The following is a 15,743-nucleotide window of genomic DNA, read 5'->3' on the forward strand; positions in this document are numbered from 1 at the left end:
CACAACTGCGAAATTTAATTATGATCTGTTAAACTGCTGGCGAATATCATCAGAGAGTCTTGTTGTGCTGTGTACACATTGTAGTAAAACGTTTGGAGTGGATAGTGTTAAGGCTCAGCGAGGTAAGGGGTTAAATGCACAAATTCAGTGTCCCCATTGCCTTGCGTGGTTAGGAAAAAATCCGATATTGACACGATTAAAGATGGTGGGATTTTATCTGGCGGCGGCGGCCTTGGTGTATGGCTACTTTGCCCCAGAGATGCGTCATATCACCACACCTGTCGCTATAATTGCCAGCATTACTTTGCTGATAAGCCACATGATGGATCACTTAAAAGTGATACAGGCCCCAGAGGTGACACCTGTGGATGACAGCGAGCATAGACAAAAATATCGCTAACAGCGATGATATGTCGAATTAGGTTGTGATGGCGACAGCATCGCTGTCATGTCGCTGTGGTGAACTGACCCACCACAGCTCAGATTTGCTAGTCGATCACTTGCACTTGGGCTTCAAGCGCCGCTTCAACGTAATAGATACCGCCGAGTACCGCAATAAAGAAAACCGATGTCCAAAAAATCATCTTGAAATTTTCGCGTAGAAATTCCTTCATACTGTTTGTTTCCTTGCTGGGATCGTTGAAATCTAGGTTAGGGTGATTGCATTCAATGGCCCAATTCTAGTCAATATTGCTTAAGTCAGACTTAATTCCCCAGTGAGAGTAAGTGATCTTGCGCATGCTTTATCGCGCCAGTCAGCGTGTTAACTTTTGTTACAACTGGTGGGCAAACCAAGCCATTTGTTGCTTGACTTCATCGGGTCAATCCATACACTTGGTGCAAAATTTTGTCATCTCAGTTTGGAACGGCAGTTAACACCATGGCATTGGCGATGAAAGGCATAGCAAGAGGAGTAGCGATATGGCTTAGTGCTGTATTGTTCTGCTTGTCTGTCGCTGCGCCAGCTCATAGCCTAGAACATGTTGATGATGGTGCCAAAAACCATTGCACGCTCTGTATTCAAAAAATACAGCTCAACAGTCTCCTGCCAGTTAGTGACTTTAGTTTTACCCTGCCGCAACTCACCTTTGAACCCTTTGTCGATAACGTATCTGCGACATTGCGTTCGCACGTTAGCTATTTCCACAGTCGAGCTCCTCCCACACGCTAGATAGTCGTATTGCCATATTTTTTGACTATTTGTCTCTCTGTCGGCTGACAGCAGAGAACTATGCCTGTTTTTTTTGAGATGTTATGACAAGCTTTAATCCCCGTATTACTGCGCTGGCAGCGGCCTGCGCCTGTGTATCAACTGTGGCAAGCGCGCAAGATGCCACCCTTTCTAACCCCGCGATCAGTGCTGTACTTGATGGTTACTATCAAAGTGCCGAACGGCCAATGGCTGAGCGCGAAGAGGGCTTTGGTCTTGGTCATACCGAACTGGCGTTAAGTGCCAATATCGATGATCTTTTTTATGGCAAGTTAACCGCGGTGCTAGAAACTCACGGCAGTGAAACCGAACTGGGTCTGGAAGAGGCGTTTATTCAAACTTTATCCATGCCTGCGGGATTTTCTGTGCGCGCCGGTCGCTTCTTATCGGATGTGGGTTATTTAAATAATCAGCATGTCCATACCGATGCCTTTGCCGATCGGCCTGCAGTATATCGTGCATTTTTAGGCAGCCACTATTTCGATGACGGGCTACGACTCGACTACGTTGCGCCTACCGATCTGTATTGGACCATGGGTGTCGAAGCGTTTAAGGGAGAAAGCTTGCGCGCCGAAGATGAACATGGCGAGCGTGAATTCGAAAATATTGGTGTCTATACCGCTTACACTAAGTTGGGTGGTGATATCGGGATAAGCAGTTCTTGGCTGCTGGGTTTTAGTTATTTGCGTAATGAAAATGGTCGCCTAACAGCCCATGAAGCGCACGATGATGATGCCGTAATCGAAGATAGCCATGACCACAGCCATAGCGCAATGTACACAGGGGAAAACACTTACATTGCTGATTTTGTGTATAAATGGGCACCTAAGGGTAACTACAAATACCAGCACCTCACGCTCAGTGGCGAGTACTTTCAGGTGAGCGATTTTGCGCCGTTAGCGGCACACGATCTTGCCGACGCGCATAGCATGGAGCATCGCCCCGATGATCAAACGGGTTGGTATGTCAGCTCTGTGTATCAATTTAGCCCCAATTGGTCTGCGGGCCTGCGCTATGGCCGAGTAGATACTCAGGAGCTGCATGACGATCATTTCCATGAACAGTCGCTAAAGGAAACCGAGGTCAGTTTGGCGTGGCATCATAGCCATTTCTCTACGGTGCGATTGCAATATACCCATCAAAATGGCACCAATTTCGAGGGTATCGAAGATGATAACCTAGTAACGCTACAATATGTTATGACATTGGGGGCTCACAATGCGCATCAATTCTAAAGTCATTCAAGCCAGTTGCCTGACGGTCGCGTTGACGCTAAGCAGTGCTGCACAAGCTGCGCTCAATGTGTTTGCTTGTGAACCCGAATACGCGGCATTAGTTAACGAGCTGGCGCCAGAGGCTAATATCTACTCGGCGACCACAGCCATGCAAGACCCGCATCAAGTGCAGGCCAGACCCAGTCTGATTGCTAAGATGCGTCAGGCCGATCTGGTGGTGTGCGCCGGTGCCGATCTTGAAGTGGGTTGGTTGCCTATGTTGCAGATGAAGTCGGCGAATGCCAAGGTACGCTCAACGGATCAAGGCTTGTTTTTTGCTGCCGAGCATATTGAGACCCTAGATAGGCTTGAAAATGTCGATCGTAGCATGGGAGATGTGCATGCCAAGGGCAATCCACACCTGCATTTTGACCCAGAGCGTCTGCTCAAGGTGGCCGAGGCGTTGCACCTTAAACTGGTGCAGCTAGATGCAGAGTCGAAGACGCAGTACGATGTGGCATTGGCAGACTTTAGCGCCCGTTGGCAGGCGGCCACGGTGAAGTGGCAAGCGTTAGCGGCGCCACTGAGGGGCCAAAAAGTGATTGCCTATCACAGTAGTTTTCGTTACCTATTTTATTGGTTAGGTATCGAGCAGGTGGGCGATCTGGAACCTAAGCCTGGCCTTGCGCCAACGACGGCGCATCTAGCCGAGCTACAACATCGTGCGCAGCAAGGCGATGTGATGGCTATTATAGTGGCGTCTTATCAAGATGAGCGTGGTGCTCACTGGCTTGGGGAGCGCACCTCATTACCGGTGCAGATATTGCCTATGTCGGTTGGTGGCAATGAGGACAGCGACGATCTGTTTTCACTCTATCAAAGTGTCATCACCTTATTGTTGAGCTACAGCCAACCATAAGCCAATCCTAGCGCCTTTGTGTGAATACATTGGCGCTATTTGGGCTGCACCTTTAGGTACACACCATGTTTGATTTAGATCTGTTATCCATCTTATTACCCGCCTTTGCCGCAGGCATACTCGTGCTATCGACTCATGTATTATTGGGCAGCCAAGTGCTAAAGCGCGGCATTATTTTTATTGATTTGGCCATCGCTCAAGTGGCAGCGCTGGGGGCGATTATTGCTCACACTCATCACGAGATTGAACATCTGCCCTATTCTAATGTGTGGATGCCGGCGGTATTTGCCTTGATGGGAGCGGGGTTTATCGCTTGGTTATCTAAGCGAATGGCCGATGAGTTGGAAGCGATTATTGGCTGCTTTTATGTGTTATCGGCAGTCGCCGCTATGTTAATGCTTGCAAGCGATCCTCACGGCAGTGAAATGCTCAATCAGTTGATGTCGGGACAGATATTGTGGGTCAATTGGTCGCAGTTAGTATTACCAGCAATTGTGTCGTTATTGGTGTTGGGCACGATTGCCATTAAGCCTTGTTGGCTCGAGGGGGCAGGGTTTTATTTACTGTTTGCCTTAGTTATCACCTTGTCTGTCGAGCTTGTGGGGGTTTATTTAGTGTTTAGCTCGCTTATTTTGCCCGCCTTGGCAGTGAACAAATATAGCGGTAAGGCTAAGTGGGCTTGGGCCTATGTTGTGGGGTTTGCGGGTTATGGTGCAGGGCTGATATTATCGGCGAGCTTAGATCTGCCCAGCGGCGCAGCCATTGTCGCCACATTGGCGTTGAGTGCGATACTATTTCGCCTGTTGTATGCGCTGTTTTTTGACTCTGGTTCGATTAAAAAGGTGTCTGCTAATTCATAAAATAGATACCTATAAAGTGAGACATCCATCTAATAGGCTGATCATACGCGATTAGCCTATTTTTTTTGTTTTTAAATTCAGTTTGATAGAACCCATTTTTGCTAACAAAAACCATCAAGATGAAGGTGTGATTAAATCTTCAGGCTACAGGTGTAAGTCATTTTTGCTTGCTGGTATAATGCGGCCACTAAAATCACAGGAGTATATTGTGCTGTTAATCTTGAGGTCATTGATCTTGGCAATTATGTTATTGCTGGCGTTTGTGTTTGGTGGCTTGTACTGCTTATTGCGTCCGCGTCATCGAGATAATGTACACCTGTTCGCTACCATTTTTTCTTGGGCAGCGCCCATATTGGGTGTCAAAGTGGTATTGCGCAAATCAAAAGCTGCAATATCAGAGCCTTGTATCTATTTAGCCAACCATCAAAACAATTTTGATATGTTTACTCATACGGCTGCAGTGCCAAAAGGCACAGTGAGTTTGGGTAAAAAGAGCTTAGCGTGGCTCCCCTTTTTTGGGCAGATCTACTGGTTGTCGGGTAATATCTTAATTGATCGTAAAAACCGTAATCGTGCCTTTGAAACCATGGCGCAAACGGCGCAGAAAATTAAAGAGAAGTGCCTATCTGTGTGGATTTTCCCTGAAGGCACGCGCTCACGTGGTAAAGGGTTGTTGCCTTTTAAATCTGGTGCGTTTCATACCGCTATTGAAGCCGGTGTCGCTATGGTGCCAGTGCTGGCTTCCAATCAAGAACACATCAAACTCAACCGCTGGAATAATGGCGTGGTGATTATTGAGATGATGGATCCGATTGAGACTAAAGGGCTTGCTAAGGCGCAAGTAAAAGAGCTTTCAAGTCGTATTCATGCCATGATGGCGGAAAAGTTAACCCAGTTAAACCAAGAAGCTGCGGCTCTTATGGCTAAAAAAGCCGTTTAACTGAGCCTAATTATTGTTTATTTCGGAGTGATCCATGTCTACAGAACGTCAGTTACAGGAACAGAAACAAGAGAATCAAGAGATCGTTGAGGCGATTCTTGCCGATGGTTCTGAGCCCGATGCTGAGTACACTATCGAGCACCATTTCTCAGCGACCAACTTTGATCGCCTAGAAAAGGCCGCAGTTGAAGCCTTTAAAATGGGTTACGAAGTTAACGATGCTGAAGAGATGGAGCTAGATGATGGCTCGGTTATCTTTTGTTTCGATGCCATCGCCTACCATAAGCTTGAAGTGGGATTACTCGATAAAGCCTGTGAAGAGCTGATCTTGTTAGCGGCCAAGCAGAAAGTCGATTATGACGGTTGGGGCACCTACTTTATTGGTGATGAGATCGAAGGTGAAGACGATGAAGATGACTCAGATGAAGCACGTTTTCATTAATTAGTCGCGGCGCGTTTTGTGATAAAAAGCCCCAGTCTTTTAACGGAGACTGGGGCTTTTTAGTGTTTAGTAGGCCTTAGTTAATTTCGGCCTGTGGGTGGTAAATTTCGCTGCGGTTACGCCCAGCTTGCTTTGCTAGGTATAAGGCGCTGTCGACACTGGCTAGCCACTGCGCGCTGTTATCAAACTCGGGCTGTATTTCGCAAATGCCAATACTAACAGTGACACTGATTTTGGCATTTTCGTAACGCATCTGTGAAGCGGCGATTTTTTCACGATAGCGTTCGGCAAATTTAAGGGCATCTTCGGCGCTGGTGTTTGATAAGATCACCGAGAACTCTTCACCGCCATATCGGCCTGCACAGTCGGTTTCTCGCAGTGATTGCCTTAGTATGTGCGACACGTGTTGGATCACCTTGTCTCCGGCAATATGGCCGTAGGTGTCGTTGATGCGCTTAAAGTGATCAATATCGAACATCACTAAGGTGGTGGGCGAACCATAGCGTGAATGGCGGTCAAACTCATGCTGCATGCACTGTTGCCAATGACGGCGATTATGTAGCTGAGTTAAGCCGTCGGTTTGGCTGAGATGCTCTAGGCGTTCATTGGCGGCTTTGAGCTGAAGGCGGTTAATGGCGACATCGGTTACATCATAGATGATCATGCTGATGTGGGTTATCTGCCCTGTGAGTGAAGAGAGTGGCAGTAAGGTGACATTTTGGTACATGAAATCGGCGCGGCCGGTGATCGGCCGATAATTACTAAATTTAAATACATAAGGCCGCTGTTCCCAGCTAATAAAGGCGCGGTTTTTCAATAGAAATACCGACTCCATCTTCTGCTTTAACCAAGTGGCGGGTAGGTATTCAAATTGGTCGAACAGGTTGGCGCCTTTTATCGAATTGGGCGAGATACCGCTGTGGTTCTCCATGAAGCCGTTCCACAGTTGGATATCGTAGTTTCGATCTAATACCACTAACCCCACCTCGATGGTTTGCACCATATCGATGAGCCAATGCAGTTCGTTCATTGCGCTTTTGTCATAGGTCATGGTGTTATCCAACTAATCTAGCAAGTAACCTAGCTTATAATTAAGCGTCGGTAACGATTCTTCAGTGAATAGCAGCAGCAGATCGCATTGAATATTGTGGCCTTCGATACGGTAATTGATCTCCATGGCTAGGGTTCTGGCCCATTTTTCGGCGTTATCATGGATAAGATCGTTCACTGTGCAATGTCTGCCAAGCACTACTGGATGGCTTTGGCTAAATTTCATGTGTAGCTGTTCGGAAATCCCGTTAAGAAACGCACCGATAAGCACGTTACCGGTATCGATCATTACTTCAATCTCAGTATTGGCATCTTCAGGGTTGGCGAGCCCCATCAATTTGGCCATGTCTTGGAACGAAGAGTCGTGAAACAGTAAGAGGGCTTCGCCGGCAATACCAGCACCAATAAATCCTTGGCATAGGGCTGAGATGGTGCCGTTTTCTTCGGTCGCCTTGAGCGTCATGGTCAGCTCACTGACCTCGAGCACGTTAACATTGGGGATCGGCAATAACACAAACACATCGAGTAATTTAGCCAATAGATCGGCCGCGCGCCCCATCGCTACGTTAGCCACCTCTTGGCAGGCGTCCCTAAGATCGACTTCGATCATTGGACTGTCGTTAATGCCATCACCAGTAGCTATGGTTAAGATGCCATACTCTTGTAAAATATGGCTAATGGCCTCGGCGCTCACCGGTTTTTGAATAAAATCCAGTGCCCCTAAGGCTTTGACACGCTCATGTGCCTTAAGCTGAATATCACCAGAAACCACAATGACAAGGGCGGGGAGATCTTCCTTTTGAATGATCTCTAGCACCTCGTAACCGTCCATTACCGGCATGTTGAGGTCAAGAAATACCACTTCACCTTTACCGGCTCTAATGGCTTCTATACCCTCGGCGCCGTTGGCGGCAAAGTGAATCTCCACATCCCATTCTTTTGGAAGTGTTCGTGCCATCTGCTTTCTTGCGAGTGCAGAGTCATCGCATATAAGTACTGGGATCGACATGCTAGTTATAACATCCTAATCTGCCCTTCTATTGAAGATAACACTAAAATTAGTGAGTTGCGTTGCTAAATACACTAACAGCAAGGGGGCAGTTTTCTTTGGTTCATCCTAGAAACCCTGGGAGCGCCAGTGGATGGCGCGATCATAAAGAAGACTCAAGTGGTCATCAATGCGTTTAAGGGTCTACGTCTTGTTTTACCGTTAAATAGCCACCATAGGTAGCCGATACTACTGATTAACCATTATCGATCACTTTGATTTAAAAAAGAAATTAAAACGTCACTTTTTTGACATACGCCAAAAAATAACCTGATGTTATCTGTTTTAGCTAAATGTACCAACTGTGTTAGCATCTTGGTGTGGACAGACCAGTAGGTTTTTAGGAGTAAAGGAATGCAGCACCCATATGTCAATTTGACCCTCGATTCAGGCATCGCGATTGTCGAACTACACCGCCCTGAAAAATACAATGCGCTTAATTACGCCATGTTTACCTCTATTAAACGCGTGCAGCAAAAAATCGCCAAAGATCCCAGTGTGCGCTGCGTTATCTTAACGGGCAGTGGCGGCAACTTTAGCTCGGGTCTCGATGTGGCCAGCGTGATGAAATCACCCAAGCAAGCGCTCAAGTTACTGTTTAAGTGGTTACCTGGAAACGCCAATTTAGCTCAGCAGGTTTCCATTGGTTGGCGTCGGTTACCTGTGCCGGTGATCTGCGTATTAGAGGGGATCTGTTATGGCGGTGGACTGCAAATCGCCCTGGGAGCCGATATGCGCATTGCCAGCCCTGCGTGTCGTTTATCTATCATGGAAGCTAAATGGGGCTTAGTGCCGGATATGGCCGGCTTGGTTGGCCTTAGAGAGTTAGTATCAAAAGATGTCGCCATGCTGCTAACCATGACAGCCGATGTGATTGAGGCAAAGCAAGCCCATGAATATGGCCTACTGACTCAAGTGTGTGAGCAGCCTATGGCTCAGGCTCAAGCTTTGGCGGCCAAGTTATGTGATACCTCGCCAGATGCCAACGCGGCCATTAAGCGCAGTATTAATACTAATTGGCGCGCCAGTGAGCGCAGCTTGCTACGGCGAGAATCTATGAGTCAAATTGCACTCTTGTTGGGCAAAAATAGGCTGATCGCGGCGATTAGGCAGACGAAAGATCCAGAGCGTCCCTATCGTCATCGGCAGTCTTGGTGGTAACTCCCGCTAGCATCACTTGTGCTTTAGCATAGCAATGAGTCAGTGACGCGGATCACACTCCCCAGCGCTTGCAGGAGACGTCTACTCGAGTGCCAGCTACTATCCTGCTAATTTTATTGTGCTTTAGGAATGGTAGATGAGACCGCTATTTGAACGTTTTCTATGGAATAGTCGCCTGACGGTGATCGTTGGGGTGTTTGCCTGTGTGGTCGCTGCGTTTGCGGTGTTTATCATGGGTATTAAAGATATGCTGCACATGCTCGAATTACTGTATGCCTATGTCACTACCGGGAGTTTAGATATCCGTAATGACTTGGTGATGGTAGTGGTTGAGATTTTGGACACCTTCTTGCTTGGTTCTGTATTACTGATTTTTGCCTTTGGATTATATGAGTTGTTTATCAGTAATTTGCAGGCTGCTGAAGACAGTGTCGCGGGTGGGAAAATCTTAGTGATCAGCAGTATCGATTCATTAAAGAGCAAGCTGGGTAAAGTCATTTTGATGATGCTAATCATCAAGGTGTTTTCTTACTTTAGCGAAATGAAACCTACCTCCATGCTGGAGCTGCTCTATATGGGCATCATAGTGGTACTGGTGGCATTGGCGTTGATGCTCAGTAAAGATAAAAAGTAACTCAGCGCTAGCGCATCGTTACGGATACGCTTTTGCGATGCGCCGTGCAAAGCCATCGATCAGCGCTAAGGTATTTTGCCAAGCGCTGGGTTGGTCTAAGTTAAGTGCCAGTGGTTGCTGTTGATAGCGTAGCGGCTGGTTTTGCGGCGACAGCGTCCGTCGCTCAGCTGCGGTGGCGATGGCGTTTGGCGTAGCGTCTGGCGACAAAATATCTAATACCGGAATGGCCAGCTGTGCCAGTTGATCTGCTAACTGGGCATTGTCTTGTGCTGGGGTGAGGTAAGGATTGATCACCACGAGTAGATCTGGCTTAGGCAATGTGCCTGCATATAACAGCTGGATCATTAAGCCTGCGCTCTGATCCGTAGCGATTAACATACGTTTACCTGGATAGGGCTGCCCTAATGCATCGAGCTGATTCATTATTTGAATGAACTGATTATTCTGCTGCTGTCTTAGGTTTTGCCATTCATCAGGACTTAAGTGAGGCAGACGTTGTGTAGCCTTGAGTGTCAGCTGTTGCTCTCCTGCCTTGTTGATCTCCTCTGCATCCGTCTTGTGGTTAATCGCTGGCGCAGCTTGTGGCGCGCTCAAACTGATGGTGGCCCAGCCTTTGTCATTAAGCTGACGGCGCAGATAGGCGATCACGCCGCTAGGATCGGCATGCTGCCCCAAATCGGCTAATAAAATCGCCGCACCATATTGATGATGGCCGCGCCAGCTGCGCACCAATGCCTGGCTGGTTTGCTCGCCCAAATTAAGCTGTGTGACTTCAGCTGGTGGCAGATAGTCATAGCTAGGTTGCGTGCCTTGGCTGGATACGCTGACGAACAAAAAAGAGCCAACCCATAGTAATAAGCCGCATTTAATAACCGATCTCATAGACACCTTAGCCTGAATCATTTGCCGGCGAGCATCATCGCATTTTTACGGTGTAAATTAAAACCGTGTCTTGTGCTGAAATGTGTTCAAACATCGCCATGCTTGTTGGGTAGCAAGCCTAGGGCCTGTTGTTCTTTGCTGAACCCTTCGGGCAGCGTTTGTTGGTCATTTCTACTGCGTTCTCAGCTTTTTATGTAGAATAACACCACCACAAAGCTTCTGCCTTGTATAAATACCCAAGAATTCGCTGTAAAAATAACCTTGAAAGATCAACATGCCCTAGGATACTGCATAAAAAAACGCTGGATGAGCGTGTCAAACCAGCGTTTTTTTATCGTGTCAGCTTACCCTATCTGGGTTAAGCGTGGCTCACCAACACCAAGCGCACGGCATCGAGTTGCAATAAACAACCATCTAAATAGCCATTAAGCTCACTCATCTGTGATTTAAGGTGCTCAAGCTCCTCATCACGGATGTTAGGGTTAACGGCCTTGAGCGATTCGAGGCGCTCAAGTTCGGCAGTTAGCTGACTGGTCATCTTGGCTCTGGCGCTATCGGCCAATAGTTTAAGTTCGGCCTCGGCGTAGGTTTCACCCTTAGCAAACAAGGGATGCAAAATGGTTTGCGAGGCATTAACCAGTTTACTGGCAATGTGACGATTAACCGCACTCAGTTGTTTGTCGAAGCTTTCATAGCTGACATTATCAGACAGATTGTTGCCATTTTTATCCAGTAAAATACGCACTGGCGTTGGCGGCATATAGCGATACAACTGGCTCGATTTTGGCGCCGATGCATCTGCCATATAGATAAGCTCTAAGAAAATAGTCCCCGCAGGTAGCGCCTTGTTTTTCAAGATAGCCACGCTGGTGGTGCCCGTTTCTGAAGAGGTGATCAAATCCAGCCCGGTCTGCACTAACGGATGCTCTTGGGTTATCAGCGCAATATCATCGCGTGACAAGGCCATCTCGCGATCGAAAGTCACCGTGATGCCATCTTCTGGTAGGCCTGGGTAGGTGGGAAACATCATGTGCTCACTGGGGCGCAGCACAATGGCGTTGTCGCCGCTGTCTTCCTGCTCAACACCTATGATGTCCCATAGGCGAATAACTGAGCCGATCAGTTGAGTATCTTGGTCACGCGCCGCTAAACTTTCAACCAATTTCTTGGCTTTTTCACCGCCATGTGAGTTGATCTCCAGCAGTTTGTCACGGCCCTGTTCCATGGCTTTTTTCAGCTCTTTATAACGCGTTTGCGTATGGTTAAGTAGCTGAGTAAATTGGTCTTCATCTTGATAAACCAGCTGGGTAAGCAGCTCTTGTGAAAACTCATTAAACAGAATATGGCCAATAGGGCAGGTTTGTTCGAATGCGTTTAACCCTTTGTGGTACCAATGCATTAGGCTCTCTTGAGCGGTGCGCTCAAGGTAAGGCAGATGGATTTCGACATCGTTAGCCTGCCCAATACGGTCGAGACGGCCAATACGTTGCTCGAGTAGATCGGGGTTAAGCGGCAGATCAAACAACACCAGATGGCTAGCAAACTGGAAGTTACGTCCTTCTGAGCCAATTTCGGAGCAGATCAAGGCCTGAGCTCCGCCAGTTTCTTGAGCAAAGTAGGCGCCGGCTTTATCGCGTTCGATAATCGACATGCCTTCATGGAATACGGTCGCCTGAATACCTTCACGGGTGCGCAGCGCTTCTTCAAGGCTAAGGGCGGTTTCGGCTTGGCTGGCGATGATCAGCACTTTTTTACTGCGATGACTTTTAAGGAAATCGATTAACCAATCGACGCGCGGATCAAATTTCCACCAACTGGCGCTATCACTCTCGAAGGCCTGATACATTTTTTCAGGGCTAAGGGCTTGTTTGACCTTGTTGTTAAGATCGCTTTGGCCGCCCATCATGGCTGACACTCTTGCCGCGGTCACATATTGCTCTGGCATGCTCTGTGGGTGAGCATGGAAAATACGTGTCGGGAAGCCTTTGACCGAGGCGCGGCTGTTGCGGTACAGCACTCGGCCGGTGCCGTGACGGTCGAGCAGCTCTTGCAATAACTCTTCACGTGCCGCTTGGCGTTGGTCGGCATCGAGGCTTTCATCTTCGATAAGGCGCAGGGCTGGGGTGATATCTTTTTCGCTTAACAGCTCGGTTAAGCTCGCCACGGCATCATCGGAGAGTTTCACCCCTTTGCTCAGTTGGTCGGCTGCGGTCGCGACCTCTTTGTAGCTGGCTTCTTCCTTAAGGAAGGCTTGATAATCGTAAAAACGATCGGGATCGAGCAGGCGTAAACGGGCAAAGTGACTCTGATGACCGAGTTGATCTGGGGTCGCGGTCAGCAGTAATACACCTGGCACCACTTCACTGAGGGCTTCGACAACGCGATAAGCGCGGCTTGGCGCCTCTTCGGTCCATTCTAAATGATGGGCTTCATCGACCACCATTAAGTCCCAATCGGCGTCTAAGGCTTGTTCTAAGCGTTTCTTTTTACGCAGCAGCTCTAAAGAGCAGATCACCAGCTGTTCGGTGTAAAAAGGGTTGTCGTTATCGGCGTATGCTTCGACACATCTGTCTTCATCAAACACTGAGAAGCGCAAATTAAAGCGGCGCAGCATCTCGACCAACCATTGATGGCGCAAGGTATCGGGCACGATCACTAAGATGCGCTCGGCGCGACCGGTGAGTAGTTGCTGGTGGATGATAAGGCCAGCTTCGATGGTTTTACCTAAGCCCACTTCATCGGCCAGTAAGACACGCGGCGCAAAACGTTGCCCCACTTCATGGGCTATCCACTGCTGGTGCGGGATCAATCCTACACGCGGGCCTTGTAGGCCAAGCAGATCTGAGGTGGCCAGCTTATGGCGTAACAGTTGGCTTTGGTAGCGCACGCCAAAACGGTCAAGGCGATCGATTTGGCCAGCAAAGAGTCTATCTTGCGGCTTATTAAAGCGAATATTGTGATTGAGCAGGGTTTCTCGCAGGCTCACCTGTTCACCGGTTTCGCTATGGATACCGTGGTAGATGATCAGCTGGTTTTTCTCTTCGAGTTCGCTAACCGTTAAGCTCCACCCTTCGTGACTCTCAATCGTGTCGCCTGGATTATAAATTACACGCGTTAAGGGCGCGTCAGCCCGTGAGAACATCCGGTTTTCATCTGTGGCAGGAAACATGACGGTGACCATACGGTCTTCTAATCCAACAACAGTACCTAAACCAAGTTCTGATTCGGTATCACTAATCCAACGTTGACCTAAGGAAAAGGGCATTACAAATTCTCATCTACAGGGTGAATCACGAAAGGGCGCGTATGTTATCCAATCGGGACTATGATGTCGAACATAAATGCCCCGTCGCGCCTCAGCTAAAAGCCTAATGGCTATCTGGTGAGATTACAAATTGTGCGATCGTTTTTTATGCTGCAGGCTTTGTCATCTTAGTGTCATCAATGGCGATCACGCTTAGGCGTGATGAGATAGGCGCTGCGGGGTAAATTATCGATTGATGCCTCAAGATTTTGGTGTCAGTATGAAGTGACATCGGCGCTTTTTGGGTCGGTAAAGTCCAGCCTACTCATCACAGGAGATACTCATTATCGCAGTATGTGCTTAGCCTAAATTAACCCCAACGCACAAGTGGAGGCGCCCATGGAACAAGACGACAAGAAGTTGTTTGTACTGGATACCAATGTGTTACTGCATGAACCTTTAGCCATTTATTCGTTTAAAGAGCATGATGTAGTGGTCCCCATGACCGTTCTGGAAGAGCTAGACCAGATCAAAGACAGAAAGCGTGATGTGAGCCGAGATGCTCGAGTCGCCATCAGGGCGCTAGAAGATATTCTCGGTGGGCAAACCACCCCTGAGCAGATTGTACAAGGGGTTGCGTTACCTAAACGCGAAGGTCATGGAGACGCCGTTGGTTCACTCTCTATTTTCCCCGACCATCAATTGCAATCTACCCAAGTATCGCTGCCTGGCGATCACAACGATAACCGCATTATTAATACCGCATTACACCTGCAAAAGCTCAACCATCCTCGAAAAGTGGTGCTGGTCACCAAAGATATCAATATGCGCCTTAAGGCCAAAGGCGCGGGTATTATGTTGGTGGAAGATTATCGTACCGATCAGCTGATCGATGATATTCGCTTTCTCACCAAAGGCTTTCATCAATTCGATGGCGATTTTTGGGCTCGTAAAGAGCATGTCGGCACCGAGATCCAAGGGCGCCATACGGTTCATAGTGTACCGCTTTGCGAAGTAGGTGATGAAAATTACTATGTTAATCAATATCTCATCGATGAGGAGTCTAATTTTTGTGGCCGAGTACTGCGTAATGATGGCAAGGAGTTGGAGATCCTCGATCTGGGACGCGAGCGCTTATTGCACCTCGATGCCTGGGGGATCAAACCGAAAAATATCTACCAAGGCATGGCGCTGCAAGCCTTACTCGATCCCGATATCGATCTGGTGATCTTAACCGGTCCCGCCGGTTGTGGTAAGACGCTGCTGGCCATGGCGGCGGCACTGGAGATGGTGGTCGAACGCGGTTTATATGACAAGGTCATTGTCACCCGTAACACCCCCGAAATTGCCGAGTCGATAGGCTTCTTACCGGGCACCGAAGAGGAAAAGATGGCGCCTTGGCTTGCCGCCATTACCGACACTCTTGAGGTGCTACATAAAAATGATGTGAACCCAAGCGGTAGCATGAACTACATCATGGATAAGGCCAATATCCAATTTAAATCGATTAACTTTATGCGCGGACGGTCGATTCAAAATTCGGTGGTATTACTCGATGAATGCCAAAACCTGACCGCATCACAAATTAAAACCATGATCACTCGGATGGGCGAAGGGACTAAGTTGATTTGCAGCGGTAACTTAGCTCAAATCGACTCGAACTACTTAACGGCAGTAACCTCTGGATTAACCTATATTGTGGAGCGGTTTAAAAACTTTGATGGCAGTGCCAACGTCTACCTTAATGGTGTGGTGCGCTCGCGTCTGGCCGAGTTTGCTGAGGAAAATTTATAATCCCAGCAATGTGATATATAGCAAGCGGGTTATGGTGCGCCGAGCCTGTCGACGCGCCTTAACCCTTATTGGATGAACATCACGCTGCGACTTAGCAAGACTGGCCAATAATTAGGTTGGCCGATAACAAGGCCGTCTTATGGCGCCTGTTGGCTCGTCGGCGTGACATCCTTGTTATGATGATTAGCATGGCCGTGTTATGGGCCGTGGTTAGCTGTTTTTGCTCGCAATGGCTGATATTGCTTTTAAAAAAATGTCAGTCGCTAGCATGCTTGAGCAGCGCTCAAATGGGTGAGTCTGGTCGTCACTAAGCGCGAATCTTGCCTTATTGAACAACTAACCTAG

Annotated in this window: 15 protein-coding genes; 10 read left to right on the plus strand and 5 right to left on the minus strand. The window is 48.1% G+C overall.

All coding sequences use genetic code 11. The features are described 5' to 3' along the window. Positions 1 to 64: 64 nt before the first annotated feature. A complete protein-coding gene (locus AC0VXX_RS02125; protein ID WP_475515718.1) occupies positions 65 to 400 on the plus strand; it encodes a hypothetical protein in 336 nt (111 codons plus the stop codon). Between the two features lie 88 nt (positions 401 to 488). Here the strand turns inward: AC0VXX_RS02125 and AC0VXX_RS02130 are convergent, their stop codons facing one another. After that, entirely contained in the window at positions 489 to 614 is a 126-nt protein-coding gene (locus AC0VXX_RS02130) for a hypothetical protein (RefSeq protein WP_259650878.1), read from the minus strand. A 278-nt stretch (positions 615 to 892) separates the two neighbouring features. Here AC0VXX_RS02130 and AC0VXX_RS02135 point away from each other — a divergent pair, with 278 nt between their 5' ends. The 6 genes from AC0VXX_RS02135 (at position 893) to rraB (ending at position 5,585) form a co-directional block, all read left to right on the plus strand. Beyond that, complete coding sequence (locus AC0VXX_RS02135; protein ID WP_475516910.1) at positions 893 to 1,171, plus strand: ABC-type zinc uptake system zinc chaperone; 279 nt, start codon at positions 893 to 895, stop codon at positions 1,169 to 1,171. 83 nt (positions 1,172 to 1,254) lie between these two features. Continuing rightward, positions 1,255 to 2,445, plus strand: coding sequence for a hypothetical protein (locus AC0VXX_RS02140; RefSeq protein ID WP_475515719.1), 1,191 nt, complete (start codon positions 1,255 to 1,257; stop codon positions 2,443 to 2,445). Next, positions 2,429 to 3,343, plus strand: a complete 915-nt coding sequence (locus AC0VXX_RS02145; RefSeq protein WP_475515720.1) for a metal ABC transporter solute-binding protein, Zn/Mn family — start codon at positions 2,429 to 2,431, stop codon at positions 3,341 to 3,343. Before AC0VXX_RS02140 ends, AC0VXX_RS02145 begins: the two co-directional genes overlap by 17 nt. A 65-nt stretch (positions 3,344 to 3,408) precedes the next feature. Then, complete coding sequence (locus AC0VXX_RS02150; protein ID WP_475515721.1) at positions 3,409 to 4,203, plus strand: metal ABC transporter permease; 795 nt, start codon at positions 3,409 to 3,411, stop codon at positions 4,201 to 4,203. Between the two features lie 208 nt (positions 4,204 to 4,411). After that, the gene (locus AC0VXX_RS02155; RefSeq protein ID WP_475515722.1) at positions 4,412 to 5,143 is read left to right on the plus strand and encodes a 1-acylglycerol-3-phosphate O-acyltransferase; all 732 of its coding nucleotides are present in this window, start codon (positions 4,412 to 4,414) and stop codon (positions 5,141 to 5,143) included. 34 nt (positions 5,144 to 5,177) lie between these two features. After that, a complete protein-coding gene (gene rraB / locus AC0VXX_RS02160; protein WP_475515723.1) occupies positions 5,178 to 5,585 on the plus strand; it encodes a ribonuclease E inhibitor RraB in 408 nt (135 codons plus the stop codon). Between the two features lie 76 nt (positions 5,586 to 5,661). Here the strand turns inward: rraB and AC0VXX_RS02165 are convergent, their stop codons facing one another. Both AC0VXX_RS02165 and AC0VXX_RS02170 read right to left on the minus strand, forming a co-directional pair. Continuing rightward, positions 5,662 to 6,636 carry a GGDEF domain-containing protein gene (locus tag AC0VXX_RS02165; RefSeq protein ID WP_475515724.1) on the minus strand — a complete coding sequence of 325 codons (975 nt, stop codon included), beginning with the start codon at positions 6,634 to 6,636 and terminating at the stop codon, positions 5,662 to 5,664. 12 nt (positions 6,637 to 6,648) lie between these two features. After that, positions 6,649 to 7,644, minus strand: a complete 996-nt coding sequence (locus AC0VXX_RS02170; protein WP_475515725.1) for a response regulator — start codon at positions 7,642 to 7,644, stop codon at positions 6,649 to 6,651. 393 nt (positions 7,645 to 8,037) lie between these two features. Here AC0VXX_RS02170 and AC0VXX_RS02175 point away from each other — a divergent pair, with 393 nt between their 5' ends. Continuing rightward, positions 8,038 to 8,844: a crotonase/enoyl-CoA hydratase family protein gene (locus tag AC0VXX_RS02175; protein ID WP_475515726.1), complete on the plus strand. Its 807-nt coding sequence runs from the start codon at positions 8,038 to 8,040 to the stop codon at positions 8,842 to 8,844. Between the two features lie 136 nt (positions 8,845 to 8,980). Then, positions 8,981 to 9,478, plus strand: coding sequence for a YqhA family protein (locus AC0VXX_RS02180; protein ID WP_475515727.1), 498 nt, complete (start codon positions 8,981 to 8,983; stop codon positions 9,476 to 9,478). A gap of 18 nt (positions 9,479 to 9,496) precedes the next feature. Here AC0VXX_RS02180 and AC0VXX_RS02185 read toward each other — a convergent pair whose 3' ends face one another. Continuing rightward, on the minus strand, positions 9,497 to 10,360 hold the full coding sequence (locus tag AC0VXX_RS02185; protein ID WP_475515728.1) for a DUF3530 family protein: 864 nt from the start codon (positions 10,358 to 10,360) through the stop codon (positions 9,497 to 9,499). A gap of 358 nt (positions 10,361 to 10,718) precedes the next feature. Continuing rightward, entirely contained in the window at positions 10,719 to 13,625 is a 2,907-nt protein-coding gene (gene rapA / locus AC0VXX_RS02190; RefSeq protein WP_475515729.1) for an RNA polymerase-associated protein RapA, read from the minus strand. A 378-nt stretch (positions 13,626 to 14,003) separates the two neighbouring features. Between rapA and AC0VXX_RS02195 the strand changes: the two genes are divergently transcribed. Next, a complete protein-coding gene (locus tag AC0VXX_RS02195; RefSeq protein ID WP_475515730.1) occupies positions 14,004 to 15,398 on the plus strand; it encodes a PhoH family protein in 1,395 nt (464 codons plus the stop codon). The last annotated feature ends 345 nt before the right edge of the window (positions 15,399 to 15,743 follow it).

This window comes from Shewanella sp. QJM3NY_23 (assembly GCF_056173105.1).